Raw genomic sequence first — 24,332 nt, 5'->3', positions numbered from 1 at the left:
AGGAGCGCTACCGTTGCAGTTTAGCCCTTCAGCGCTTCCAGCAGCGTCTCGCCGAGCAGCGAGGGGCTGGGGGAGACGCGGATGCCGGCGGCTTCCATCGCCGCGATCTTGTCTTCGGCGCCGCCCTGGCCGCCCGAGACGATCGCGCCGGCATGGCCCATGCGGCGGCCCGGAGGGGCAGTGCGGCCCGCGATGAAGCCGGCCATCGGCTTCTTGCGGCCACGCTTGGCCTCGTCGATCAGGAACTGGGCGGCTTCTTCTTCCGCCGAGCCGCCGATCTCGCCGATCATGATGATCGACTGGGTGGCTTCGTCGGCGAGGAACAGCTCGAGCACGTCGATGAAGTTGGTGCCGTTGACCGGGTCACCGCCGATGCCGACGGCCGTGGTCTGGCCCAGGCCCGCGTTGGTGGTCTGGAACACCGCCTCATAGGTGAGGGTGCCCGAGCGCGACACGACGCCCACCGAGCCCTTGGAGAAGATCGAGCCCGGCATGATGCCGATCTTGCACTCGCCCGGCGTCAGCACGCCCGGGCAGTTCGGGCCGATCAGGCGCGACCTGGAGCCGGAGAGCGCGCGCTTCACCTTGACCATGTCCAGCACCGGAATGCCTTCGGTGATCGCGACGATCAGCGGGATTTCGGCGTCGATCGCCTCGAGGATCGAGTCCGCCGCGAAGGGGGGCGGCACGTAGATCACGCTGGCGTCGGCGCCGGTCTTGTCCTTGGCTTCGGCGACCGTGTCGTACACTGGCAGGCCGATATGCGTGCTACCGCCCTTGCCGGGGGTGACGCCGCCGACCATCTGCGTGCCATAGGCAAGCGCCTGTTCGGTGTGGAACGTGCCGGTGGCACCGGTCATCCCCTGGACGATGACCTTGGTGTTCTTGTCGACGAGGATGCTCATTCAGTTCGCCTTTTCCGGGTCGCTGGGAGGAGGGGTAAAGGAGCGCAGCGCAATCCAGCCGCCGAACGTGGCGAGCGAATATTGCGTCGTTCCGAACGAAGCGGCCGTGAAGGTCGCGCGGTCGGGCTTGGATTCGGGGCGCGCATAGAGCGGCACCTTTTCCTCGCTCGGCAGCACGATCTTGCGGGCCGCGAGATAATCGTCGCCGCCGCCGATCCACAGGACCATGCAGCTTTCGGCGAGGGTGCCCGTGCCGGAGCCGGCCTTGGGGACGAACAGATAGGTGTTACCGCCGGCGATGCGGTAGATGCTGTTGGGCACCTTGGCCGGTTCGGGGGCAGGCGCCTTAAGCGCATCGGCGGCATTGTCGGTCGAAGCGGCGCCGATGCCGATCGCGCGCTGCGCAGGCAGCGGCAGCGTCGCATAGGTTGCCGGTTCGGCCATGCCGCGAGTCAACCGGGCGCTGCCGCCCATGCACACGGCACGGAACAGCGCCACCGGCTCGGTCGGTGCCGTGGCGACCGCTTCCTGTGCGGAAGCGACGCCCGGCACCGCGACGAGCGCGGGCAGGATCAGGCGAGCGAGGAGTCGATCGACTTGCATGCCGCGACCAGTTCCTTGACCGCGTCGACCGAGACGTCGAAATTCTGCTTCGCCGCGGCGTTCAGTTCGATCTCGACGATGCGCTCGACGCCGTCCTTGCCGATCACGATCGGCACGCCGACATACATGTTGTCGACGCCGTACTGGCCGGTGAGGTGCGCGGCGCAGGGAAGCAGGCGCTTCTTGTCCTTCAGATAGCTCTCGGCCATCGCGATCGCGCTGGTCGCCGGAGCATAGAAGGCCGAGCCGGTCTTGAGCAGCGCGACGATCTCGCCGCCGCCCGAACGGGTGCGCGCGACGATGGCGTCGATACGCTCCTGGGTGGACCAGCCCATCTTGATCAGGTCGGGCACGGGGATGCCGGCGACGGTCGAATATTCGATTACCGGGACCATGGTGTCGCCATGGCCGCCGAGCACGAAGGCGGTAACGTCCTCGACCGAGACGTTGAACTCTTCGGCGAGGAAGTGACGGAAGCGCGCCGAATCGAGCACGCCGGCCATGCCGACGACCTTCTGGTGCGGCAGGCCCGAGAACTCGCGGAGCGCCCACACCATCGCGTCGAGCGGATTGGTGATGCAGATCACGAACGCGTCAGGCGCATACTGGGCGATGCCCTCGCCCACGGCCTTCATCACGCCCAGGTTGGTCTTGAGCAGATCGTCGCGGCTCATGCCCGGCTTGCGCGGGATGCCGGCGGTGACGATGCAGACGTCGGCGCCCGCAATATCCTCGTAGCTGTTCGCGCCCTTGAGGTTGGCGTCGAAGCCTTCGACCGGACCGGACTGCGCGATGTCGAGCGCCTTGCCCTGCGGGGTGCCTTCAGCGATGTCGAAAAGGACGATGTCGCCCAGTTCCTTGATGGCGGCGAGGTGCGCGAGCGTACCACCGATCATGCCGGAGCCGATCAGCGCGATCTTCTTGCGGGCCATGGAATCTCCTTGGTTGGTTCCAAGCAAAGCGGTCGCGTGAACATGCGCCGCGAAAGCGAGGGCGGGATAGGCCTATAATAGCGAGGCTGCAACCCGGGATTCGGTATCGGCACAGGAATATCTTTGCAATTCGTTCGCAGGAGCAATAGGGCGCGTTTTCCGCAGATTGCCGTGGGGTTCCGCTTTTCCGAGACAGCGGGCGGAAGCCTCGGTAAAAAGCCTGCTGTTTGCGGTGCATGGGGAATGCACCGCGGGTAGCTGGGGGGCATGATGCGTAGATCACCCGATTTCAGTGTGCTGCGGATTACCGCCGCGACGTCCATGGCGTTGCTCGTGGCAGGATGCGGCGGCAGCAACGTGGCCAGCCAGCCGGTGCGCTATTGCACCGATGCGGCAGGGCGCCGCATCGCCGATGCCAACTGCAACCGCAGTGACGGCGGTCATGGTGGCGGGCATTTCTACTATGCCGGCAAGGGCTCGACGGTGCCTGCGGTGGGCGAGGCTGCGCGCGGCGGATCGTTCCAGCCTGCCAGCGGCGTACGCTATGGCGGCGCGGAGGCGGTGACGCGCGGCGGGTTCGGCAGGATCGGCGGGTTCTTCGGCAGCAAGGGCGGCTGATGCGCCGCACGACGGTGGCGCCGCGCGCCGACTGGCAGGCGCGGGTGGAGGCGCTTGGGCTCGTCTGGCACAGCCTCGACGGCAAGCCCTATTGGGACGAAAGCGCCTGCTACGTCTTCACCGCCGCCGAGATTGCCGAAATCGAGTCGGCGAGCGCGGAGTTGTACCGGCTGTATCTGGCGGCGGGCGATCATGTGATCGCCGAAGGGCGGCTGGGCGAGCTCGGCATTCCGCGCCCTGCCTGGGACGCAGTGGCGGCTGCCTGGGAGGCCGAGCCGCCCGCACTCAACTTCGGTCGGTTCGACCTCGGTTATTCGGGCGACGGGCCGCCCAAGCTGTTCGAGTTCAACTGCGATACGCCGACCAGCCTGCTCGAGGCGGCGGTGATCCAGTGGGACTGGAAGGAAGCGGTGTTTCCTGCGCTCGACCAATATAACGGCCTCCACGAGGCGCTGGTCGCCCAATGGCGCGCGATCGCACCGCTGCTCGGGGAAGGGTCGGTCCATTTCGCCCACATGGCCGATGCCGCGGGCGAGGACAGCGTCACCATCGCCTATCTGCGCGACACGGCCGAGGCGGCAGGGCTCGCGACGCTGCCGGTGGAAATGGCAGCGATCGGCTGGAACCATGCCGCGCGTCGTTTCGTCGATGGCGGCGATCGACCGATCGAGACGGTCTTCCACCTCTACCCCTGGGAATGGCTGCTCGCCGAGCAATTCGCGCCGATGCTGGTCGAGAGCCTGGGCAGAACGCGCTGGATCGAGCCGATCTGGAAGACCTTGTGGAGCAACAAGGCGATCCTGCCGATCCTGTGGGAGCTGTTTCCCGGCCATCCCAACCTACTCGAGGCGGGCACGCGGCCGATCGGCGGCGACCAGGTCGCCAAGCCGCTGTTCGGGCGCGAAGGGGCCAATGTCTCGATCCGCTGGGGCGACAGGGTCGTCGCGGAGAGCGACGGCGACTATGTCGAGCAGGGCTGGATCTACCAGCGGTTCCACCCCTTGCGCGATTTCGGCGCCGGCTATCCGGTGATCGGGTCCTGGGTGGTGGACGGCGTACCGGTCGGCATGGGTATCCGCGAGGACGGGCTGATCACTGGCAACACGGCGCGGTTCGTGCCGCACGTGATCGACGGGTAGGGGCGGTCAGGCTGCGCGCGGCTTCCAGGTCAGCACCCGCCACACATAGAAGATCAGCATGGCCACTACGCCGATGACGATCGCGGGGGTGACGAATCGGTCGATCTCCGCGATCGCGGCGCCCAGACCGTAGCCGACGCCGACCAGCGCGGCGTTCCACAGCGCGCTGCCCGCGGCGGTGTAGAGGCAGAATTTCCAGAAGGGCATGTGCATCAGCCCGGCGGGCAGCGAGATGATCGTGCGGCCGAACGGCATGAAGCGGAACACGAAGATCGTCGGGCCGCCCCAGCGATCGAAATAGCCCTTGAACCGCTCGACATCGTGCCACTCGACGGTCAGCCAGCGGCCCCAGCGCGCGACGAAGGGCTGCAGCCGCTCATAGCCGAGCCGCCGCCCGATCTCCCACCAGAAGAGATTGCCGAGCACGGTGCCGAGCGTGCCGACCAGCACCAGCAGCACGGGGTCGAAATGCCCACGCGCCGCGCCGATGCCCGCCATCCCCATGATCGCCTCGGACGGGACCGGAGGAATCACGTTCTCCAGCACCATCAGCAGGAAGATGCCCCAATAGCCCCAGCCAAGGATCACACCCATCGCGTCAGGCCCCGATCAGGCGCGCGCGGCCACCCGGGCCTCGATCGCATCCCAGATCATGCCCGCCGTGTCGGTGCCGTTGAACCGGTCGATCGCGACGATGCCCGTGGGCGAAGTGACGTTGATTTCGGTCAGCCATTGTCCGCCGATAACGTCGATGCCCACGAAAAGGAGCCCGCGCTTCTTGAGCTCGGGCCCGAGTACGGCGCAGATTTCCTTCTCCTTGTCGGTCAGCTCGGTCTTCGCCGCCGATCCGCCGACCGCGAGGTTGGAGCGGATTTCGCCTTCGCCGGGCAGCCGGTTGATCGCGCCGGCCACTTCGCCGTCGACCAGCACGATGCGCTTGTCGCCCTTGGCGATGTCGGGGAGGAAGGCCTGTACCATATGCGGTTCGCGATAGGCGGTGTTGAACACCTCGATCAGCGAGGAGAGGTTGGCGCCGTCGCGGCCGATCTTGAAGATCGCCTTGCCGCCATTGCCGTGCAGCGGCTTGACGACGATCTCGCCATGTTCGGCGAGGAACGCCTTGGCCTCGTCGACCGAGCGGGTGACGAGCGTCGGCGGCATGAACTGGGCGAAATCGAGCACCCACACTTTTTCCGGCGCGTTGCGGACCTGGGCGGGGTCGTTCACCACCAAGGTCTTGTCGGCGATGCGCTCGAGCAGGTGGGTCGCGGTGATATAGCCGAGGTCGAAGGGCGGGTCCTGGCGCATCAGCACGACATCGGCCTCGTCGCCGAGGTCGAGCTTCACGGGATCGCCGAAGCTGAAGTGATTGCCTTCGACGCGCTGCACCGTCACCGGATGCGCCTTGGTCCAGACGCGGCCGGCGCTGTAATTCAGGTCCTCGGGTGCATAATGGAACAGCCTGTGCCCGCGCGCCTGGGCGGAGAGCATCAGTGCGAAGCTCGAATCGCCGGCGATGTTGATTGAATCGAGCGGGTCCATCTGCACGGCGACGGTAAGCATGCGGCCTCCTTGGGTGTCTTGCCGGGCTAGGTCACCCGATCCAGGCGTTCTCGATATGGCGAGGCAGCGTGCGCGGGGCAATGAGGATCACGTCGACGCGGATATCGTCGCCCGGGCCGGCATAGCGCGGCATCAGCAGTTCGGCGGCGGCGGCGACGCGGGCGAGGCGGCGCTCGTCGATGGCGAAATCGAGCTCGGCGGCAGACTTACGTGTCTTCACCTCGACGAACGCGACGAGGCTGCCGCGCCGCGCGACGATGTCGACTTCGCCGGCGGGCGTGCGCACCCGCTGGTCGAGGATCCGCCAGCCGCGCAGCCACAGCCACCAGGCGGCGCGGCGCTCGCCGTCGCGACCACGCAGCTCGGCGGCGCGGCGGTCCCTCACCCCTTCAATTCCATCGCCCGGGCGTAGAGCGCCTTGCGGTCCAGCCCTAGCTTCTTGGCGACCTCCCCCGCCGCCTTGGAGGCGGGGAGGCGGGTGAGTGCTTCCACCAGAGCCGCTTCGCCGTCCTCGAGCGTCGCGGGCGGTGCCTCGCCGGGCGGGCCGACGATAATGACGATCTCGCCCTTGGGCGGCGCCTCGGCATAGCGGGCGGCGAGGGTGGAGAGGGTGCCGGTCACGCACTCCTCGAACTTCTTGGTGATCTCGCGCGCCACCCCCGCCTCGCGGTCGCCCAGCCCCTCAGCCAGTGCCGACAGGCAGGCGGAAAGGCGCGGGCCCGATTCATACAGCACCAGCGTCGCCTTGATGGCCGCGACCTCCGCGATCGCCTCTGCTCGCGCATGCGCCTTGCTCGGCAGGAAGCCGAGGAAGAAGAAGCGGTCGGTTGGCAGCCCCGCCAGCGTCAACGCGGCGATCGCGGCGCAGGGGCCGGGGATCGTCACCACGGTGTGGCCCGCCGCGCGCGCGTCGCGGACCAGCTTGTAGCCGGGATCGGAGATCAGCGGCGTGCCCGCGTCCGACACCAGCGCTACCGCCTCGCTGCCCATCCGCGCGATCAGGCCCGGCCGCACGGCGTCGGCATTATGGTCGTGATAGGGCTGCATCGGCCGCTTGACGCCGATGTGGCGGAGCAGTCCGGCGGTCACGCGGCTGTCTTCCACTGCAACCACATCGGCTTGTGAGAGTATCATGCTGGCGCGCGGCGACAGGTCACCGAGATTGCCGATCGGGGTGGCGACGATATAGAGGCCGGGCGCAAGCGTGTTTTCCATCGGGGAGTGTCATGGCAGAGGGCAGCGGCAAATCGCAACCGGGACGCGTCGCGTCCCTTCGTTTGGCCGTGACCGGTCTCGCCCTGCTGGCCAGCGCCTGCGTCGCGCCGCGCGGCGGTCCGCCGACCGCGCCGACCGCGCCGGCCGAGCGCCCGGCCGAGCGTCCCAGCACGCCGATCCAGCAGGGGCTGCCGCAGGACGTCGCGCGCCACCGGGTCGCGCTGCTGGTGCCGCTGACCGGCACCAATGCCGGGCTCGGCCGATCGCTGCAGAATGCGACGCAGCTGGCGATCCTCGACACCAACACCGACGCGATCCGCATCACCAGCTATGACACCGCCGGTCCCGGCGGGGCGATCGCCGCCGCCGAACGCGCGGTGGCCGAGGGCAACAAGCTGATCCTCGGCCCGCTGCTCGGCGAAGATGCCCGCGCGGTCGCGCCGATCGCGCGTAAGGCGCGGGTGCCGGTGCTCAGCTTCTCCAACGATGCCAGCGCGGCGGGCAACGGCGTCTATCTGCTCGGCTATTCGCCGACCCAGTCGATCGAGCGCGTGGTCGACTATGCCAAGGGCAACGGCATCACCCAGTTCGCCGGACTTATCCCGTCGGGCGTCTATGGCCAGCGCAGCTCGACCGCGTTCCTCCGCGCGGTGGAGAGCGCGGGCGGCAAGGTGCTGTCGATGCAGAATTACGATGCGCGGCCGGGATCGATGAATGCGGCGATCGCCAAGCTGTCGGGTGTGCCCTACCAGGCGATCCTGATCGCGGGCAGCGCCGGCTCGGCCACGCTTGCGGTGCCGGCGATCCGCCGCTCAGGTGCGGGCAAGGCGGCGCGGGTGCTCGGCACCGAATTGTGGAACACCGATTCGGCGATCGCCAGCCGGCCGGTGCTCAACGGCTCCTGGTTCGCCAGCGTGCCGGACGGCGTCTACCGCCAATATGCGGTCAAGTATCGCACCCGCTTCGGTGCTGCGCCGTATCGCCTCTCGGCGCTCGGCTATGACGCGGTGCTGCTGACCGTGCGGATCGCGCGGGACTGGAAGAACAACACCGACTTCCCGACGTCGATGCTGGTCGACCATGATTTTGGCGGCGTCGACGGCGCCTTCCGCTTCGGCCGCGACGGCGTCGCCGCGCGCGCGCTGGAGGTGCAGGAAGTGCGCGACGGGTCGATCGTGACCGTGTCGGCGGCACCAGCCAGCGCCAACTGAGGCGGGAGATAAGGCCCAAACGTCGTCATCCCGGCGAAAGCCGGGATCCATTGGGGTCGCCGTTACGGCTTCTGCGGATACGGAGTGGCAAATGGATCCCGGCTTCCGCCGGGATGACGGTAGACGCGTTTAGGCGACGATCTCGCGCAGGATCGCTTCGAGCACGGGCATGCCCGCCTCGGTGACCCGCAGGCGGCTCCCCTCGCGCTCGGCCAGCCCCTGCTGCACGATACGATCGAGCGCCTTCACGTCGATCGGCGGCGCTCCGTCCGCCAACGCTGCAATGCGATCGAGGTCCACCCCCTCGCCGATCCGCAGCCCCATCAGCAGCGCCTCGATCGCGCGGTCGGCGGGGTCGAGGCGATCCTCGCGTTCCATCCCGTGCCCGTTGCGGTCGAGCGCGGCCAGCCAGTTTTCGGGCTTCTTGTGGCGCAGCGTCGCGAGCCCGCCGCGCCGACCATGCGCGCCGGGCCCGACGCCCGCATAATCACGGTAGCGCCAATAGGTGAGGTTGTGCCGGCTCTCCGCCCCCGGGCGGGCGTGGTTGGAAATCTCATAGGCGGGCAGCCCCGCCGCGGCGGTGATCGCCCGCGTCATCTCGAACAGGTCGGCGCCCATATCGGCATCGGGGATGGTCAGCTGGCCCTTGGCCGCGAGCGTCGCGAAGCGCGTCCCCGGCTCGATGGTCAGCTGGTAGAGCGAGAGATGCTCGGTGCCGAAGCCGATCGCGCGGCGCAATTCGGCCTCCCAGGCGTCAAGCGACTGGCCGGGGCGGGCATAGATCAGGTCGAAGCTTACCCGGGAAAAGGCAGCCTGCGCCGTTGCCAGCGCCGCCAGCCCCTCGTCGACGCCGTGTGCGCGGCCGAGAAAGACCAGCGCGTCATCGTCGAGCGCCTGCAGTCCGAGCGACACGCGAGTCACACCCGCCCTGGCGATATCGGCGAAGCGGGCCGCCTCGACCGAGGAGGGGTTTGCTTCCAGCGTGATCTCGATGCCGTCCTCGAAGGTCCAGGCCTTGGCGGCCGCATCGATGATCGCGGCTACCGTCTCGGGGGGCATCAGCGAGGGCGTGCCGCCGCCGAAGAAGATCGACCCCAGCCGCCGCCCCGGCAGCACCGCCGCCTCATGGGCGAGGTCCGCCAGCAACGCATCCCGCCACCGCGCCTGGTCGACGCTTTCGCGGACATGGCTGTTGAAGTCGCAATAGGGGCATTTGGACACGCAGAACGGCCAATGCACATAGACTGCGAGCGGGGCGGGATTGGCTGTCATGCTTTGTAAGATGGAGCGGGTAGCGGGAATCGAACCCGCGTATTCAGCTTGGAAGGCTGCTGCACTACCATTGTGCTATACCCGCCCGCTTGGATTGCGCCTGCCACAAGCAGGGGCGTGCGGTCAACTGCCCGGGTTCGCGGCGGTTCCGGAAGCGTCCACCGGCTGCGGCCCTTGCCGTGTCACCTCTAGCTGCGAATCGCCGCCCAGCGCGCGGTAGAGGTTCACCCGGTTGGTCGCAGCCGTCAGCTGCACCGTCACCAGCTGCTGCTGCGCCGCATAGAGCGAGCGCTGCGACACGAGGCTCTGCAGGAAGGTATCGATCCCGCCGCGATAGCGCGCCTCGCTCAGCCGGTAGGTGTCCGCCGCGGCATCGGCCTGAAGCTGGGTTGCGCGCAGCTGCGCGTCGATCGTGCCGCGCACCGCCAGTGCGTTGGCGACGTCGCGGAACGCGGTCTGGATCGCGCGCTCGTAATTGGCGACCTGCGCCTGCTGCTGCGCTTCGCTCAGCTGGACATTGGCGCGCCCGGCGCCCCCGCGGAAGATCGCATAGCTGGCATTGCCGCCCGCCTGCCAGTTGAACGCGTCGCCGTCGAACAGGCTGGACAGCGCGGTGCTGGCGAAGCCGAGCACGCTGGTGAGGCTGATCCGCGGGAACAGCGCCGCCCGCGCCGCGCCGATCTGGGCATTGGCGGCGCGGAGCTGATATTCGGCCTGCACCACGTCCGGCCGGCGCAGCAGGATGCTCGAATCGAGCCCGGCGGGGACGGCGGCGACGGTGGGGGCTGCCTGCTCGATCGAGGCGGGAAGCAGCGCCGGGTCGATCTCCGATCCGGCGAGCAGGCGCAGCGCGTTGACGTCCTGCGCCAGCGCGCTGGTCTGGCGGGCGACGTCATTCTGCGCGGTGGCGAGCGTCTGTTCGGCCTGGCGGAGATCCGTGCGCGGAGCGATGCCGCCCTCCAGCCGGGCGCGGGTGAGACGGACGCTGTCCTCGGCGCTCTTGGCGGTCTGCCGGGCGACCTCGAGCAGGCTCGCGTCCGAGGCATAGTTGAGCCACGCCGTGGCGATGTCGCCGACCAAGGTCAGTCGCGTCGCGCGGGCACCGGCTTCGGTGGCGAAATAGGTGTTCTGCTGCACGCGGGTGAGCGAGGCGAGGCGGCCGAACAGGTCCAGCTCGAAGCCGGTAATGCCGACCTGGGTGGAATAGTTGGTGCGCAGCGCGGTGCCGTTGCCGCCGGCATTGCCGACCGTGCCGGTTCCGCCTGTGCCCGTGCCGCCGGTGTTGCCCAGCCCGTTGCCGTTCGTGGTCGCGTTGCCGCGTCGCTCGGTGATGCCGAGGCTGGCATCGACCTCGGGGAACTGCGCGCCGCGCTGGATGCGGTACTGCGCCCGCGCCGCGGCGATGTTCGCCGCCGCCACCCGCAGGTCGCGATTATTGGCGAGCGCCTGCTCGATCAGCTTCTGCAGCCGCGGGTCGCGGAACACCTCGCGCCAGGTGAGCGCGGGGAGGGTGGCCTCGCTCGTCCGCAGGTAGGAATCGCCCACAGGCCAGCTTGGCGGCACCGGCGCCGCGGGGCGCACGTCCTTGGGCGCCATCGAGCAGCCGGCGAGCGCGACGGTGGAAAGGAGCGTCAGCGCGCGCTTCATGCCTGGGCCTCCGGGGTGTTGCGATGGCGGCGGTTGCGCAGCGCGGCCAAGCCGTCGCGCACGCCGCGGCGGACGAGCACGAAGAACAGCGGGATGTAGAAGATGGCGAGGATCGTCGCGGTCAGCATGCCGCCGATCACCGAGGTGCCGATCGCGATGCGGCTGTTGGCACCGGCGCCGGTGGAGATCGCCAGCGGCAGCACGCCGAAGATGAAGGCGAGGCTGGTCATCAGGATCGGGCGGAGACGGATGCGGGCCGCGTCCAGCGCCGCTTCGATCACGCGCTTGCCCTGTTTCTCGGCCTGTTCGGCAAACTCGATCATCAGGATCGCGTTCTTGGCGGCGAGGCCCATCGTCGTCAGCAGGCCGATCTGCAGGTAGACGTCGTTCTGCAGGCCGCGCAGCGTCACCGCGAAGATCGCGCCGACCAGGCCGAGCGGGATGACGAGCAGCACCGCGATCGGGATCGACCAGCTTTCATAGAGCGCGGCGAGGCACAGGAACACGACGAGCAGCGACACGCCGTAGAGCAAGGGCGCCTGGCCGGAGGAGAGCCGCTCCTGATAGGAGAGGCCTGCCCAGGCGACGCTGGTGCCTGGGATTTGCGCGGCGAGTTCGGCGATGCGCTTCATCGCTTCGCCCGAGCTCTTGCCCGGGACGGCCTGGCCGCTGAACTCGAACGACTGCACGCCGTTGAACCGTGCCATCGAGGTCGGTGCCGTCGCCCAGCTGGTCGAGGAGAAGGAGGTGAACGGCGCCATCTGGCCGTTGCTGCTGCGGACGAACCACTGGGCAAGGTCGCTGGGTTCGGAGCGATAGGGCGCATCGCCCTGCACATAGACGCGCTTGACGCGGCCGCGATCGATGAAGTCGTTGACGTAGCGGCCGCCCCAGGCGGTCGACAGGGTCGAGTTCACATCGGCCTGGGATAGGCCCAACGTCGCAAGCTTCTGCTGGTCGAGGTCGACTTTGAGCGTCGCCACGTCGGGCAGGTCGGTCAGGCGCACCTGCGCCAGCTCGGGGTCGGCATTGGCGGCAGCGAGCAGCTTGTCACGCGCGGCGACGAACTGGTCGCGGCTCATCCCGCTGGTGTTGAGCAGCTCCATGGTGAAGCCGGTCGACTGGCCGAGGCCGCGGATCGCCGGGGGCACCAGCGCGAAGACCTGCGCGTCGCGGAAGTTGCGGAAGGCGCCGGCCGCGCGATTGACGATGCCGTCTGCGCTGTTCTCCTTGCCCTTGCGGTCCGACCAGTCGGCGAGGTTGATGAAGCCCTGGCCAGTATTCTGACCGGCCGGGCCGCCACCACCGCCGCCGCCGGCGACCGAGAACATGACCGAGACATTCTTGGCTTCCTTGGTCAGGAAGTATTTCTCCACCGCGAGCTGGATTTCCTTGGTGCGCGACATGGTCGCGCCCGCGGGCAGGCGGAACTGCACCGAGGCGGCGCCCTGGTCCTCGGTCGGCAGGAAGCCGGTAGGCAGGCGCACGAACATCAGCACGAGGATCGCGCACACCGCGACATAGACGAGCAGGAAGATCCACTTGCGGTCGATCACCGCCTGCACCCAGCCGGTGTAGCGCTCGATGCCGCGATCGAAGCCGTTGTTGAACTTGGTCTTGGCCGTGGTCAGCCCGCGTCCCACCCACGGAAATTTGCGGGCGAACCAGGTGTCCTCGATGTCCTTTTCCTCGCTCTTCTGCTTGAGCAGCGTGGCGGTGAGCGCGGGGCTCAGTACCAGTGCGACGAGGACCGACAGGACCATGGCGGAGACGATCGTCACCGAGAACTGGCGGTAGATCACGCCGGTGGAGCCGCCGAAGAACGCCATCGGCAGGAACACGGCGGACAGCACCAGCGCGATCGCGACCAGCGCCACCTGGATCTCGTCCATCGAGCGGATCGTCGCCTCGCGCGGCGTCATGTCCGGATTCTCTTCCATCAGCCGCTCGACATTCTCGACGACGACGATGGCATCGTCGACGAGCAGGCCGATGGCGAGGACGAGCCCGAACAGGGTAAGCGTGTTGATCGAGAAGCCGAGCGCGTAGAACACGCCGAAGGTGCCGAGCAGCACCACCGGCACCGCGATCGCCGGGATCAGCGTCGCGCGCCAGCTCTGCAGGAACACGAACATCACGATGACGACGAGGACGATCGCCTCGAGCAGCGTCTTCACCACTTCTTCGATCGAAAGCTTGATGAAGCCGGTGGTGTCGTTGGCATAGGCGTATTTGAAGCCGGCCGGGAAGCCCTTGGATGCGGCTTCCACCTGCTGCTTGACCAGGTCCGCGGTCTTGAGCGCGTCGGCGCCCGGCGACAGCGAGATGGCGAGGCCGGCGCCGGGATGGCCGTTGATCCGGCTGGAAGAGTTGTAGTTGTCCGATCCGAGCTCGACGCGCGCCACGTCGCGCAGCTTGACGGCCGCGCCGGTCGAATCGGTCTTCACGATGATGTTGGCGAACTGCTCGGGCGTCTGCAGCCGCGACTGCGAGGTCACGGTCGCGTTGAGCATCTGCTCGTCGGGCATCGGCTGGCCGCCGAGTTCGCCCGCGGCGATTTCGGTGTTCTGGGCCTGGATCGCGGTGATGATGTCGTTGGGGATCAGTCCGTAGCTGGCGAGCCGCGCCGGATTGAGCCAGATGCGCATCGCGTAGGGCGCGCCGAACACGTTGGTGTCGCCCACGCCCTCGATGCGCGACAGCGGATCCTGCAGGTTCGAGGCGAGCCAGTCGGAGACGTCGAGATTGCTCTTCTTGTCGGTCGAGTCATAGACGCCGACGATCATCAGGAAGTCGGGGTTCGACTTGGTGACGGTCAGGCCCTGCTGCTGCACCTGGGTGGGCAGGCGGGAGAGCGCCTGCTGCACCTTGTTCTGCACCTGCACCTGGGCGATGTCCGGGTTGGTACCCTTTTCGAACGTCGCCGAGATCGACACCTGGCCGCGCGAGGTGGACGAGCTGTTGAAATAGAGCAGACCGTCGATGCCGCTCAGCTGCTGCTCGATGACCTGGGTGACGCTGTTCTGCACCGTCTCGGCCGAGGCACCCGGATAGGTGGCGCGGATGTTGACCTGCGGCGGCGCGATATCCGGATACTGCGCGATGGGCAGCGAGAAGATCGCGGCAAGGCCCATCAGCATCACGATGATGGCGAGCACCCAGGCGAAGATCGGCCGGTCGATGAAGATGCGCGACATGGGGGCTCAGCCCGCCTTGGCCTGGCTGCCGCCCTTGGTCTGGGCGCCGCCTTGCCCCTGGCCCTTTTTGGGCGGCTCGATCTTCTGCGGCGTGTTGGCGGGCACCGGCTTGATGTCGATGTCCGGCTTGAGGTTCGCCGTGCCCTGCACGATCACCTTGTCGCCCGGCGCCAGCCCCTGGGTGATTACCCAGTTCTGCCCGATCGTGCGATCGGCGACGACGGTGCGCGCCACCGCTTTGTTGCCGGGCCCGACGACATAGACGGTCGCATTGCCCTTGGGATCGCGCGACACGCCGGCCTGGGGCACCAGATAGGCCTGGGTATCGATCGCCTGCGCGAAGGTCGCGCGGACGAACATGCCCGGCAGCAGGATGTTCTGCGGATTGGCGAAGCGCGCGCGCAGCGTGACCGTGCCGGTGCTTTCGTTGACGACGACCTCCGAGAATTCGACCGTGCCGGCCATCTCGTAATCGCTGCCGTCTTCCAGCTTCAGCCGCACCGCGGCGCTGGCGGGGACGATGCCGCCCTTGGCGAGTGCCTTGCGCAGCGCGAGCATGTCGGCGCTCGACTGCTGGATATCGACATAGATGGGGTCGAGCCGCTGGATGGTCGTCAGGGGATCGGTCTGGTTGGTGGTGACCAGCGCGCCTTCGGTAACGAGGCTGCGGCCGATCCGGCCGGTGATGGGGGCGGGCACCTTGGTGAAGCGCAGGTTGATCTGCGCAGTCTGCAGCGCGGCGCGCTGCTGCGCCACCTGCGCGGCGGCCTGGCGCGATGCGGCGACGGCGTCGGTATAATCCTGCTGGCTCACCGCCTGCATCGCAGCGAGCGGCTTGTAGCGATCGGCCTTGATCCGCGCGGCTTCCAGATTGGCCTGCGCGTTCTGCAGGTTGGCCTGCGCCTGCGCGGTGCTCGCCTGATAGAGGCTGGGATCAATCTGGTAGAGCGTCTGGCCCTGGTGGACGATCGTGCCTTCGGTGAAGAAGCGGCGCTGGACGATGCCGGCAACCTGCGGGCGAACTTCCGAAGACTGATAGGCGGTGACGCGGCCGGCGAGCTCGGTCGTCATCGGCACGCTGCCCGGCTGCACCACGACATAGCCTACCTGCGGCGGGCCCGAGGGGCCGCGGCGGCCGCCCGCCTGCTGTTTGCCGGCACCGTCGCCGGAGCTGCACGAGGCGAGGAGCAGGGCCGATGCAAACACGATCAGGCCCGAACGGCCATAGCTGGTCGGAGCGTTCAAATTTCAGAACCCGCTTAGGGGTGGTCCGAAGAATGCCGGACCACCGGTCACTGCCAAACTCGCCATTAGATGGCACGTTTCCGTGGTGCCACAAAAAGGTTGTCGCAAAATATGTCGAACGCCGTAGCGACTTGGGAGCGGGTGCCCCAAAGGACAGGCGCCCGCGCCGCGATTGGCTCGGGTGCCGGGCTGCGTCAGAAGGCGAACGACTCGCCGATCGTGCGCTCGCCGACCAGGAAGGCGTCGGCCACCAGCTGGAGCGGGCGGACGTCGACGTCGCTCTGCTTTGCCGTCACCAGCTCAGCGAAGCGCGCATAGAGCCGGGCATATTCGCGGTCCGGCGCCTTCTGCTCGTCCTCGCCCGGCAGCTGCAGGATGCTGCCGCCCATGCCGAGGCGCAGCGTGCCGGCATCGGTGTCGACCTCGATGTCCCAGGTCTGCGGACCGGTCTGGAGGAAGTCGAAGTCCGCGGTCACCGTGGCGCCGCCGCTGCGCATGTGCAGCTTGGCACGGAGCGGCGAGGCGCGGCCCTCGGGCACTTCCATCCAGGCCTGGTCCAGCAGCAGCGCGTCCGGCAGGATCTTGGTCGCGATCGACAGCGCGTTGATGCCCGGATCGAAGACGCCGAAACCGCCTGCCGCGAGAATCCATTCCTGCCCGGGGTGCCAGCGGCGGATGTCCTCGCGCCAGGTGATCCGCGCGGCCTTGATCTGCTTGCCCGCCAGCCATGCCTTGGCGGGCTCGACGCCGGCGGCCTCGCGCGAGTGCCAGGTGGTGAACAGCGTCACGCCCTTGGCGCGGGCGCGCTCGGCGAGATCGGCGATTTCGGTGAGCGTCGCAGCCGGCGGCTTCTCCAGCATCACGTTGAGCCCGGCCTCGATCGCGATCCGCGCCTGATCATAGCGGCCCTCGGGCGGGGTGCAGAGCGACACGGCGGTGAGGTCATGCCCGCCGGCGATGAGCGACTCGATGTCCTTGTGCGCGGCGACGCCGTCGACCGAGGCATTGCGGCTCGCCGTGGCGACCAGCTCGAAACGGTCATCGCCTTCCAGCGCCGGCAGATGCTGATCGCGCGCGATCTTGCCGATGCCCACCAATCCCAGACGAATCCGCTCCGACATTTCAGCCCATCCTTTTATAAGATATATATGCTTCCTATGGGCGTAGCCCGCGGTTATCAAGAGCCGCAGATACGCCCGAAAGTGCGCCGTAGCGGAGGAATCATGACCGAAGAAGCTGGAACTCGTCGCGCGGCGCTGCGCTCGCGGGCCTGGTTCGACAATCCCGATAACCCCGACATGACGGCGCTCTATGTCGAGCGCTACCTCAACTTCGGGTTGAGCCTGGAGGAGCTGCAATCGGGCAAACCGATCATCGGCATCGCCCAGACCGGCAGCGACCTCAGCCCCTGCAACCGCCACCATCTCGAGCTCGCCAAGCGGGTGCGCGAGGGCATTCGTGACGCGGGCGGCATCGCCATCGAATTTCCGACCCATCCGATCCAGGAAACCGGCAAGCGCCCGACCGCCGGGCTCGACCGCAACCTCGCATATCTCAGCCTCGTCGAGACGCTGTACGGCTATCCGATCGACGGCGTGGTGCTGACGATCGGTTGCGACAAGACCACGCCGGCTTGCCTGATGGCCGCCGCGACCGTGAACATCCCGGCGATCGCGCTGTCGGTGGGGCCGATGCTCAACGGCTGGTTCAAGGGCGAGCGTACGGGCTCCGGCACAATCGTTTGGAAGGCGCGCGAGATGCTCGCGGCGGGCGAGATCGACTATAAGGGCTTCATCCAACTCGTCGCTTCCTCGGCGCCGTCGACCGGCTGGTGCAACACCATGGGCACCGCGACGACGATGAATTCGATGGCCGAGGCGCTCGGCATGTCGCTGCCCGGCTCGGCGGCGATCCCGGCACCGTACCGCGACCGCGCGGAGTGCGCCTATCGCACCGGCCTCCAGATCGTCGAGATGACGCTGGCCGATCGCAAGCCCAGCGACGTGCTGACCCGCGAGGCGTTCCTCAATGCGATCCGGGTCAACTCCGCGATCGGCGGCTCGACCAACGCGCCGATCCATTTGAATGCGATCGCCCGCCACATCGGCGTCGAGCTCAGCCTCGAGGACTGGGAATCTTACGGCGCCGACGTGCCGCTGCTCGTGAACCTGCAGCCGGCGGGCAAATATCTCGGCGAGGATTTCTACCGCGCCGGCGGCGTGCCCGCGGTGATGGGCGAGCTGTACCGCGCCGGGCTGCTCCACAACGACGCGCTGACCGTCAACGGCCGCACCATCGGCGAGAATATCGGCACCGCGCAGATCGAGGATGACGACGTGATCCGCCCGCTCGCCACGCCGTTGCGGCCGGCGGCGGGGCTGACCGTGCTCTCGGGCAACCTGTTCGACAATGCGGTGATGAAGCTCAGCGTGATCTCGGACGAGTTCCGCGCGCGCTATCTCTCCAACCCGGAGGATCCCGGCGCGTTCGAAGGCACCGCCTTCGTGTTCGACGGGCCCGAGGATTATCACCACCGCATCGACGATCCCGCGCTGGGCATCGACGAGAACAGCATCCTGATCATGCGCGGCGCCGGGCCGGTCGGCTATCCGGGCGGTGCCGAGGTGGTCAACATGCGTCCGCCGGTCGCGCTGATCCAGGCGGGCGTGCATGCGCTGCCGTGCCTGGGCGACGGCCGCCAGTCGGGCACCAGCGGCAGCCCCTCGATCCTCAACGCGGCGCCGGAAGCGGCGGTGGGCGGCGGGCTCGCGCTGGTTCGGACCGGGGACCGCATTCGCATCGACCTCAACACCCGCTCGGCGAACATGCTGGTCAGCGACAAGGAACTGGCGCAGCGCCGCGCAGAGCTCGGCATCGATTATGTGCCCGAGTCGCAGACGCCGTGGCAGGAGATCCATCGCGGGCTGGTCGGCCAGTTCGATGGCGGCGCGGTGTTCGAGAATGCGGTGAAGTATCAGCGCATCGCGCAGACCAAGGGCCTGCCGCGCGATAGTCACTGATCGGTCGCGGCGACCAACCCAATCTCGTCATTCCGGCGAAAGCCGGAATCCATTGGCGCCTCCGTCGAGGCTCGTGCTGCGGCCGAGTGGCGAATGGATCCCGGCTTCCGCCGGGATGACGAATAAGAGGAGAGCGTTCGCGCCTTAGGCGCGACGGGCGGTGGGCCGGCTGCCGAGCTGGTCGAGCGCATCGGCATTGTCGCGCCCCCAGGCATAGAGCAGTTCGACCGGCTCGACGAAGCGGTCGCCCAGCGGTGTCAGCCGGTATTCCACCGCCGGCGGCACCGCATTCTGCACGATCCGGTCGACCAGCCCCACCTCCTCCATCTCGCGCAGCGTCTGGGTCAGCATCTTCTTGGAGATGCCCGGCAGGCTGCGCAGCAGCACGCCGCTGCGCGCCGCCCCGCCATGCCGGGCGTGGAGCGTGTGCAGCACCATGCTCGTCCATTTGGTGGCGAACAGCGCCAGCACGCGGCGCGGCGCGCAATCCTCCCGCCATTCCGAATCCGCCGTGCCTGGCTGCATATGTGGGTACCTTCTGGTGCCTAGGTTCCGATTTGGTGCCGTCTAGAAGCCGCATGCGCGGCTGCCTAGCTCGGCCTCCAACGCTTTATGGAGGCAGAAATGGCCAAGACGGCTTTGGTGGTAGGCGCAAGCGGCATCGTCGGCAGCGCGACGGCGGACCTGCTGGTCGCGCAGGGCTGGACGGTGCACGGTCTGGCGCGCCGGCCAATCGAACAGGCAGGCGTCGCGCCGGTCGCCGCCGACCTCACCGATGCGGCCGCGACCGCACAGGCGCTGCAGGACGTGAACCCCGATGCGGTGTTCATCACCACCTGGCTGCGGCAGGACAGCGAGGCGGAGAATATCCGGGTCAATTCGGCGATGGTCCGCAACCTGCTCGACGGGCTGCCCAAGCCGACCGGCCCGCGCCACGTCGCGCTGGTCACCGGGCTCAAGCATTATCTCGGCCCGTTCGAGGCGTACGGCAAGGGCAGCCTGCCGCAGACGCCGTTCCGCGAGGAGCAGGGTCGGCTCGACGTCGACAATTTCTATTATGCCCAGGAAGACGAAGTCTTCGCGGCGGCCGAGCGGGACGGCTTCAGCTGGAGCGTGCACCGCCCGCACACCGTGATCGGCAAGGCGGTCGGCAATGCGATGAACATGGGGACGACGCTCGCGGTCTATGCGACCTTGTGCCGCGAGACCGGCCGGCCGTTCCGTTTCCCCGGCTCGGCGGCGCAGTGGAGCGGGCTCACCGACATGACCGATGCGGGCCAGCTCGCCCGGCATCTCGTGTGGGCGGCGGAGACGCCGGCGGCGGCGAACGAGGCGTTCAACGTCGTCAATGGCGACGTCTTCCGCTGGCAATGGATGTGGGCGCGCATCGCCGAATGTTTCGGACTCGAGCCCGCGCCATTCGACGGCACGATCCAGCCGCTCGAGCAGCAGATGGCGGAAGATGCGGGGCTTTGGCGCACGATCGCCGAGCGTGAAGGCCTGGCGGAGCCGAATCTGGCCCGGCTCGCCTCGCCCTGGCACACCGATGCCGACCTAGGCCGCCCGATCGAGGTGGTCACCGACATGTCGAAGAGCCGCCGGATGGGCTTCACCGCCTATCAGCCGACCGATGACGCCTTCTTCGCGCTGTTCGAGCGGCTGCGCGCCGATCGGCTGATTCCTTAAGCCGGGGCGTCTGCGCCCTCGACGGTTTCGATCAGCTCGACCACGTCGCCGATCAGCGTCCGCATCGCGATGCGGGCGGCGGTATAATCCTTGGCGGCGATGGCGTCGCGCACCGCGGCATGGTCGGCCACGCTCGCGCTGCGGCCCTTGATCCGATTCGTGAACCGGATCGAGGTGCGCAGCGCGGTCGCCACCATGTCGCGGAACTGGGCGTAGAAGGGATTGCCCGAGGCGCGCAGCACCGCGACGTGGAAGGCGATGTCCGCGTCCAGCGTGTCATCCAGGCCGCGCTCTGCCGCTTCCATTCGCGCTAGCCCGCCGGAAATCTGGCGCAGATCCTCCTCGGTGGCGAACTGGGCCGCCAGCGCCGCCGCCTCCGGCTCGATCGCGATGCGCAGCTGGCTGAACTGGCGCAGCAGATCGACCGAGAATTGCCGCTCGAGCAGCCAGCGCAGCACATCGGTATCAAACAGATTCCAGGAGGAGGCCGGCTGCACCACCGTGCCCTGGCGCGGGCGCGCGCTCAGCAGGCCCTTGGCGGTGAGCATCTTCACCGCCTCGCGCGTCACCGATCGGCTGACGCCGTGCTGCTTGGCCAGCTCGGCCTCGGTGGGGAAGGGCTCGGTCTCGTAGCGGCCGGTGACGATCGCGCGACCCAGCGCATCGAGCATGCCATAGGTGAGGTTGCGGCCCAGCCCCGAACGGACCGCATCGGCAGGGAGGGAGGGAGAGGTGGACATCCTCGCAATTGCTTTCCTGTAGTCGTCCGTGCCAAGCTGCGCACGTCCGCATCGTTGCGCCCATGGTACTCCAGCCGCGTTGCTGGACAACCCCGATAAATAAGATAAATGAGTGGTCGAACCCTGCATTGGGGCGGGGAGGGGCAAGACGCGCGGGCCATGCCGCTCGCGCCGGCACCGGCAGGAGTGGGCATGAGTCTATCCAACATCGATCTGATCGTGGTGATCGTCTATGCGATCGGCATCTTCGGCCTCGCGCAATGGGTGAGCCGCGACAAGGCGGGCGCCACCAAGGATTCGAGCGACTATTTCCTTGCCTCGAAGAACCTGCCCTGGTGGGCGATCGGCGCCTCGCTGATCGCGGCGAACATCTCGGCCGAGCAGATCGTCGGCATGTCGGGATCGGGCTATGCCATCGGCCTCGCCATCGCGTCCTATGAGTGGATGGCGGCGCTGACCCTGCTGATCGTCGGCAAGTTCTTCCTGCCGATCTTCCTGCGCAACGAAATCTACACGATGCCGCAGTTCCTGGAGCAACGCTTCGGGCCGACCATCCGCACCGTGATGGCCGTGTTCTGGCTGATCCTGTACGTGTTCGTGAACCTCACCTCGATTATCTGGCTGGGCTCGATCGCCGTCACCCAGGTGGCGGGCGTGAACCAGGACGTGGCGCTGATCGGGCTTGGCGCCTTTGCGCTGCTCTACCAGCTGCGCGGCGGCCTCAAGGCGGTGGCGCTGACCGACATCGTCCAGGTGACCTTGCTGGTGCTGGGCGGCCTCGTCGTCGCCTACCTCACGCTGACCAAGATCGGTGGCGACAGCGGCGTGATCGGGGGCTTCCAAGAGCTGACGCGGCGCGTGCCCGACCATTTCGACATGATCCTCTCGCCCGACAATCCGCACTACAAGGATCTGCCCGGCATCGCCGTGCTGGTCGGCGGCATGTGGATCGCGAACCTGAGCTACTGGGGGTTCAACCAGTATATCATTCAGCGCGCGCTGGCGGCGAAGAGCCTCGCCGAGGCGCAGCGCGGCGTGGTGTTCGCGGGCTTCCTCAAGCTGCTGATGCCCGTCGTTATCGTGCTGCCGGGCATCGCCGCGGTGGTGCTGGCCCCCAATCTCGCCAAGCCCGATCAGGCATACCCGACGATGATGGCGCTGCTGCCGACCGGGCTGCTCGGCCTCGTCTTCGCGGCGCTGATCGCGGCGATCATCGCGTCGACCGCCTCCAAGATCAATTCGATCGCGACGATCTTCACCCTCGACATCTATGCCAAGCTGAAGGGCGTGCAGAGCCGCGCGGAGGACGGCGTGGACAAGGCGGGCTATGAAACGCATCTCGTGCGCGTCGGCCGGATCGCCGCGGTGGTCTCGATCATCATCGCGATGTTCACCGCGCGGCCGCTGCTCGGCAGCCTCGATCAGGCGTTTCAGTATATCCAGGAATTCTCCGGCTTCGTGACGCCGGGCATCACCGTCATCTTCCTGCTCGGCCTGTTCTGGCCGCGCGCGACCGAGGCGGGCGCGCTGGTCGGCGCCGTCGCCTCGGTGGTGCTCAGCTTCGTCTTCTGGTTCCCGGCGAAGTGGGGCGGCATCGAAGCGCTGAATGCGGTTCCGTTCATCAACCGCATGGGCATCGTCTTCCTCGCCTCGCTGGCGCTGGCGGTGATCGTCTCGCTGGCCCGACCCGCGGCAGGGGGCAGCAACCGCATCCGCATGGAAGGCGTGCGCTTCAACACCACCACCGGCTTCAACATCGCCGCCGTGGTGATCATTCTGATCCTGATCGGGCTGTACGCGACATGGTGGTAAGCTTCTCGGGCTCCTTCCTCGCGGTCGACTGGGGCACGACCAACCGCCGCGTCTTCCTCGTGGAGAACGGTGCGGTCACCCACACCGAGCGCGACGACAAGGGCGTGACTTCGGTGACGGACTTCGCCGCCGAGGCTGCCGGGATCCGCGCCAGGCACGGCGACCTGCCGCTGCTGATGGCGGGCATGGTCGGCGCCAATATCGGCTGGGCGCCGGCGCCCTATGTCGCGGCACCGGCGGGCATCGCCGAGCTGGCGGGCGGGCTGCTCTGGGTGGAGGAGCGCAGTGCGATCGTGCCGGGCGTCTCGACCATGGTCACCGGCCGGCCGGACGTGATGCGCGGCGAGGAGGTCCAGCTGCTCGGCGCGGTACGTGCGGGGTTGGCGCCTGCGAACGCGCTGCTCGTCCAGCCGGGCACGCACTGCAAATGGGTCGAGATGGCGGGCGGTCGCATCGCCGACTTCACCACCGCGATGACCGGCGAACTGTTCGCCACGCTTCGCAAGCATGGCCTGCTCGCAGCCCAGCTCGGCGGCGAGGTGCATGTCGGCCCCGCCTTCCATGCCGGCGTGGAGGAGGGGCGCAAGCGCGACCTCGCCGCCTCGCTGTTCGGCATTCGCGCCGCAAAGATGCTGGGCGTGCGCGACGATGCCGACGCGGCGGCCTTCGCCAGCGGGCTGCTGATCGGCAGCGACGTCGCCGCGCGGCTCGAACATGCCGGGCACGACACCGTCCATATCCTGGCCGACCCGATGCTGGGCGGCCTCTATGCCGCCGCGATCGGCGCGCAGGGCCGCGAGGCGGTCATCGCCAGCAGCCATGACGCGTTCGTCGCGGGAATCCTTGCCATTGCGGAGCAGATTGCATGAGCCACATCGCCGAATTCGACGCCGCCTTCGCCCGTTGCCCGTTGATCGCGATCCTGCGCGGCGTGAAGCCAGACGAGGTCGAGGCGATCGGTGACGAACTGGTCGCGGCCGGCTTCACGCTGATCGAAGTGCCGATGAACTCGCCCGAACCGCTGGAGAGCGTGTCGCGTCTCGCCAAGCGCTTCGCCGGCCGCGCGGTGATCGGCGCGGGCACGGTGCTCAAGGTCGAGCAGGTGCAGGCCGTGGCCGACGCCGGCGGCACGATGATCATCTCGCCCAACGCCAATCTCGACGTGATCCGCGCGAGCGCGGCGGCGGGGCTGGTTTCGCTGCCCGGCATCATGACCCCGAGCGAGGCCTTCGCGGCGCTCGACGCAGGCGCGACCGCGCTCAAGCTGTTCCCAGCCGAGGCGGCGAGCCCGACGGTGCTCAAGGCGATGCGCGCGGTGCTGACCGAGGCGCGGATCCTGCCGGTGGGCGGCGTCGCGCCCGACACGATGGCGCCGTGGATCGCCGCGGGCGCGCCCGGCTTCGGCCTGGGCTCGGCGCTCTACAAGGTGGGGATGACCGCCGAACAGGTCGGCGCCAATGCGCGGGCGTTCGTCGCCGCGCTCGGAGCTTGATCGCGGACGGGCGGGAGGTTGCCCTCCCGCCCGCT

22 protein-coding genes and 1 tRNA gene are annotated in these 24,332 nt (G+C 67.9%); 8 read left to right on the top strand and 15 right to left on the bottom strand.

All coding sequences use genetic code 11. The features are described 5' to 3' along the window. Positions 1–20: 20 nt before the first annotated feature. From sucD to mdh, 3 genes are read right to left on the bottom strand one after another with little or no spacing between them, the layout of a single operon-like run. Positions 21–905 carry a succinate--CoA ligase subunit alpha gene (gene sucD / locus ABIC35_RS15920; RefSeq protein WP_121073314.1) on the bottom strand — a complete coding sequence of 295 codons (885 nt, stop codon included), beginning with the start codon at positions 903–905 and terminating at the stop codon, positions 21–23. After that, positions 906–1,508 carry a hypothetical protein gene (locus tag ABIC35_RS15915; protein WP_121073315.1) on the bottom strand — a complete coding sequence of 201 codons (603 nt, stop codon included), beginning with the start codon at positions 1,506–1,508 and terminating at the stop codon, positions 906–908. Beyond that, positions 1,478–2,440 (bottom strand): malate dehydrogenase, encoded by a 963-nt coding sequence (gene mdh / locus ABIC35_RS15910; protein ID WP_121073316.1) that lies wholly within the window; start codon positions 2,438–2,440, stop codon positions 1,478–1,480. Before mdh ends, ABIC35_RS15915 begins: the two co-directional genes overlap by 31 nt. A 267-nt stretch (positions 2,441–2,707) precedes the next feature. Here mdh and ABIC35_RS15905 point away from each other — a divergent pair, with 267 nt between their 5' ends. Then, the gene (locus ABIC35_RS15905; RefSeq protein WP_121073317.1) at positions 2,708–3,058 is read left to right on the top strand and encodes a hypothetical protein; all 351 of its coding nucleotides are present in this window, start codon (positions 2,708–2,710) and stop codon (positions 3,056–3,058) included. Beyond that, a complete protein-coding gene (locus ABIC35_RS15900; protein WP_121073319.1) occupies positions 3,058–4,197 on the top strand; it encodes a glutathionylspermidine synthase family protein in 1,140 nt (379 codons plus the stop codon). The genes ABIC35_RS15905 and ABIC35_RS15900 overlap by 1 nt, the downstream gene beginning before the upstream one ends. 6 nt (positions 4,198–4,203) lie before the next feature. On the opposite strand, the gene ABIC35_RS15895 is transcribed toward ABIC35_RS15900, so the two are convergent. From ABIC35_RS15895 to rsmI, 4 genes are read right to left on the bottom strand one after another with little or no spacing between them, the layout of a single operon-like run. Beyond that, positions 4,204–4,791: a DedA family protein gene (locus ABIC35_RS15895; protein WP_121073321.1), complete on the bottom strand. Its 588-nt coding sequence runs from the start codon at positions 4,789–4,791 to the stop codon at positions 4,204–4,206. A 15-nt stretch (positions 4,792–4,806) separates the two neighbouring features. Next, positions 4,807–5,760 carry a glutathione synthase gene (gshB, locus tag ABIC35_RS15890; RefSeq protein WP_121073323.1) on the bottom strand — a complete coding sequence of 318 codons (954 nt, stop codon included), beginning with the start codon at positions 5,758–5,760 and terminating at the stop codon, positions 4,807–4,809. A gap of 31 nt (positions 5,761–5,791) precedes the next feature. Further along, positions 5,792–6,145, bottom strand: a complete 354-nt coding sequence (locus tag ABIC35_RS15885) for a YraN family protein (RefSeq protein WP_121073326.1) — start codon at positions 6,143–6,145, stop codon at positions 5,792–5,794. Continuing rightward, entirely contained in the window at positions 6,142–6,975 is an 834-nt protein-coding gene (rsmI, locus tag ABIC35_RS15880; protein WP_121073329.1) for a 16S rRNA (cytidine(1402)-2'-O)-methyltransferase, read from the bottom strand. Before rsmI ends, ABIC35_RS15885 begins: the two co-directional genes overlap by 4 nt. An 11-nt stretch (positions 6,976–6,986) precedes the next feature. Between rsmI and ABIC35_RS15875 the strand changes: the two genes are divergently transcribed. Further along, positions 6,987–8,186: a penicillin-binding protein activator gene (locus tag ABIC35_RS15875; protein WP_121073332.1), complete on the top strand. Its 1,200-nt coding sequence runs from the start codon at positions 6,987–6,989 to the stop codon at positions 8,184–8,186. 129 nt (positions 8,187–8,315) lie between these two features. Here the strand turns inward: ABIC35_RS15875 and hemW are convergent, their stop codons facing one another. From hemW to ABIC35_RS15845, 6 genes are all read right to left on the bottom strand, one after another. After that, a complete protein-coding gene (hemW, locus tag ABIC35_RS15870) occupies positions 8,316–9,458 on the bottom strand; it encodes a radical SAM family heme chaperone HemW (RefSeq protein ID WP_121073335.1) in 1,143 nt (380 codons plus the stop codon). A gap of 11 nt (positions 9,459–9,469) precedes the next feature. Continuing rightward, positions 9,470–9,543, bottom strand: a tRNA-Gly gene (locus tag ABIC35_RS15865). Positions 9,544–9,581: 38 nt separating this feature from the next. Continuing rightward, complete coding sequence (locus ABIC35_RS15860; RefSeq protein WP_121073339.1) at positions 9,582–11,105, bottom strand: efflux transporter outer membrane subunit; 1,524 nt, start codon at positions 11,103–11,105, stop codon at positions 9,582–9,584. Then, positions 11,102–14,302, bottom strand: a complete 3,201-nt coding sequence (locus ABIC35_RS15855) for an efflux RND transporter permease subunit (protein WP_121073342.1) — start codon at positions 14,300–14,302, stop codon at positions 11,102–11,104. Before ABIC35_RS15855 ends, ABIC35_RS15860 begins: the two co-directional genes overlap by 4 nt. Positions 14,303–14,308: 6 nt before the next feature. Then, entirely contained in the window at positions 14,309–15,547 is a 1,239-nt protein-coding gene (locus tag ABIC35_RS15850) for an efflux RND transporter periplasmic adaptor subunit (RefSeq protein WP_121073345.1), read from the bottom strand. 194 nt (positions 15,548–15,741) lie between these two features. Continuing rightward, positions 15,742–16,668 (bottom strand): Gfo/Idh/MocA family protein, encoded by a 927-nt coding sequence (locus ABIC35_RS15845; protein ID WP_121073348.1) that lies wholly within the window; start codon positions 16,666–16,668, stop codon positions 15,742–15,744. A gap of 102 nt (positions 16,669–16,770) precedes the next feature. Here ABIC35_RS15845 and ABIC35_RS15840 point away from each other — a divergent pair, with 102 nt between their 5' ends. Beyond that, positions 16,771–18,567, top strand: coding sequence for an IlvD/Edd family dehydratase (locus ABIC35_RS15840; RefSeq protein WP_121073351.1), 1,797 nt, complete (start codon positions 16,771–16,773; stop codon positions 18,565–18,567). A gap of 144 nt (positions 18,568–18,711) precedes the next feature. Here ABIC35_RS15840 and ABIC35_RS15835 read toward each other — a convergent pair whose 3' ends face one another. Beyond that, entirely contained in the window at positions 18,712–19,092 is a 381-nt protein-coding gene (locus tag ABIC35_RS15835; protein WP_121073354.1) for a winged helix-turn-helix transcriptional regulator, read from the bottom strand. 99 nt (positions 19,093–19,191) lie between these two features. Between ABIC35_RS15835 and ABIC35_RS15830 the strand changes: the two genes are divergently transcribed. After that, a complete protein-coding gene (locus ABIC35_RS15830) occupies positions 19,192–20,253 on the top strand; it encodes an SDR family oxidoreductase (RefSeq protein ID WP_121073357.1) in 1,062 nt (353 codons plus the stop codon). Here the strand turns inward: ABIC35_RS15830 and ABIC35_RS15825 are convergent. Next, on the bottom strand, positions 20,250–20,993 hold the full coding sequence (locus tag ABIC35_RS15825) for a FadR/GntR family transcriptional regulator (RefSeq protein ID WP_121073360.1): 744 nt from the start codon (positions 20,991–20,993) through the stop codon (positions 20,250–20,252). The genes ABIC35_RS15830 and ABIC35_RS15825 overlap by 4 nt on opposite strands. A 192-nt stretch (positions 20,994–21,185) precedes the next feature. Between ABIC35_RS15825 and ABIC35_RS15820 the strand changes: the two genes are divergently transcribed. Genes ABIC35_RS15820 through ABIC35_RS15810 form a run of 3 tightly spaced genes read left to right on the top strand, consistent with a single transcriptional unit; the run spans position 21,186 to position 24,297 of the window. Beyond that, on the top strand, positions 21,186–22,805 hold the full coding sequence (locus ABIC35_RS15820) for a sodium/sugar symporter (RefSeq protein WP_121079076.1): 1,620 nt from the start codon (positions 21,186–21,188) through the stop codon (positions 22,803–22,805). Next, the gene (locus ABIC35_RS15815; RefSeq protein WP_121073364.1) at positions 22,796–23,674 is read left to right on the top strand and encodes a 2-dehydro-3-deoxygalactonokinase; all 879 of its coding nucleotides are present in this window, start codon (positions 22,796–22,798) and stop codon (positions 23,672–23,674) included. Before ABIC35_RS15820 ends, ABIC35_RS15815 begins: the two co-directional genes overlap by 10 nt. Continuing rightward, a complete protein-coding gene (locus ABIC35_RS15810; protein ID WP_121073367.1) occupies positions 23,671–24,297 on the top strand; it encodes a 2-dehydro-3-deoxy-6-phosphogalactonate aldolase in 627 nt (208 codons plus the stop codon). Before ABIC35_RS15815 ends, ABIC35_RS15810 begins: the two co-directional genes overlap by 4 nt. Positions 24,298–24,332: the final 35 nt, after the last annotated feature.

It is taken from the genome of Sphingomonas trueperi, assembly GCF_040545965.1.
Lineage (GTDB): Bacteria > Pseudomonadota > Alphaproteobacteria > Sphingomonadales > Sphingomonadaceae > Sphingomonas > Sphingomonas trueperi_C.
Note: the sequence above shows the minus strand (reverse complement) of the source record. Positions and strands in the feature narration are given on the sequence as shown.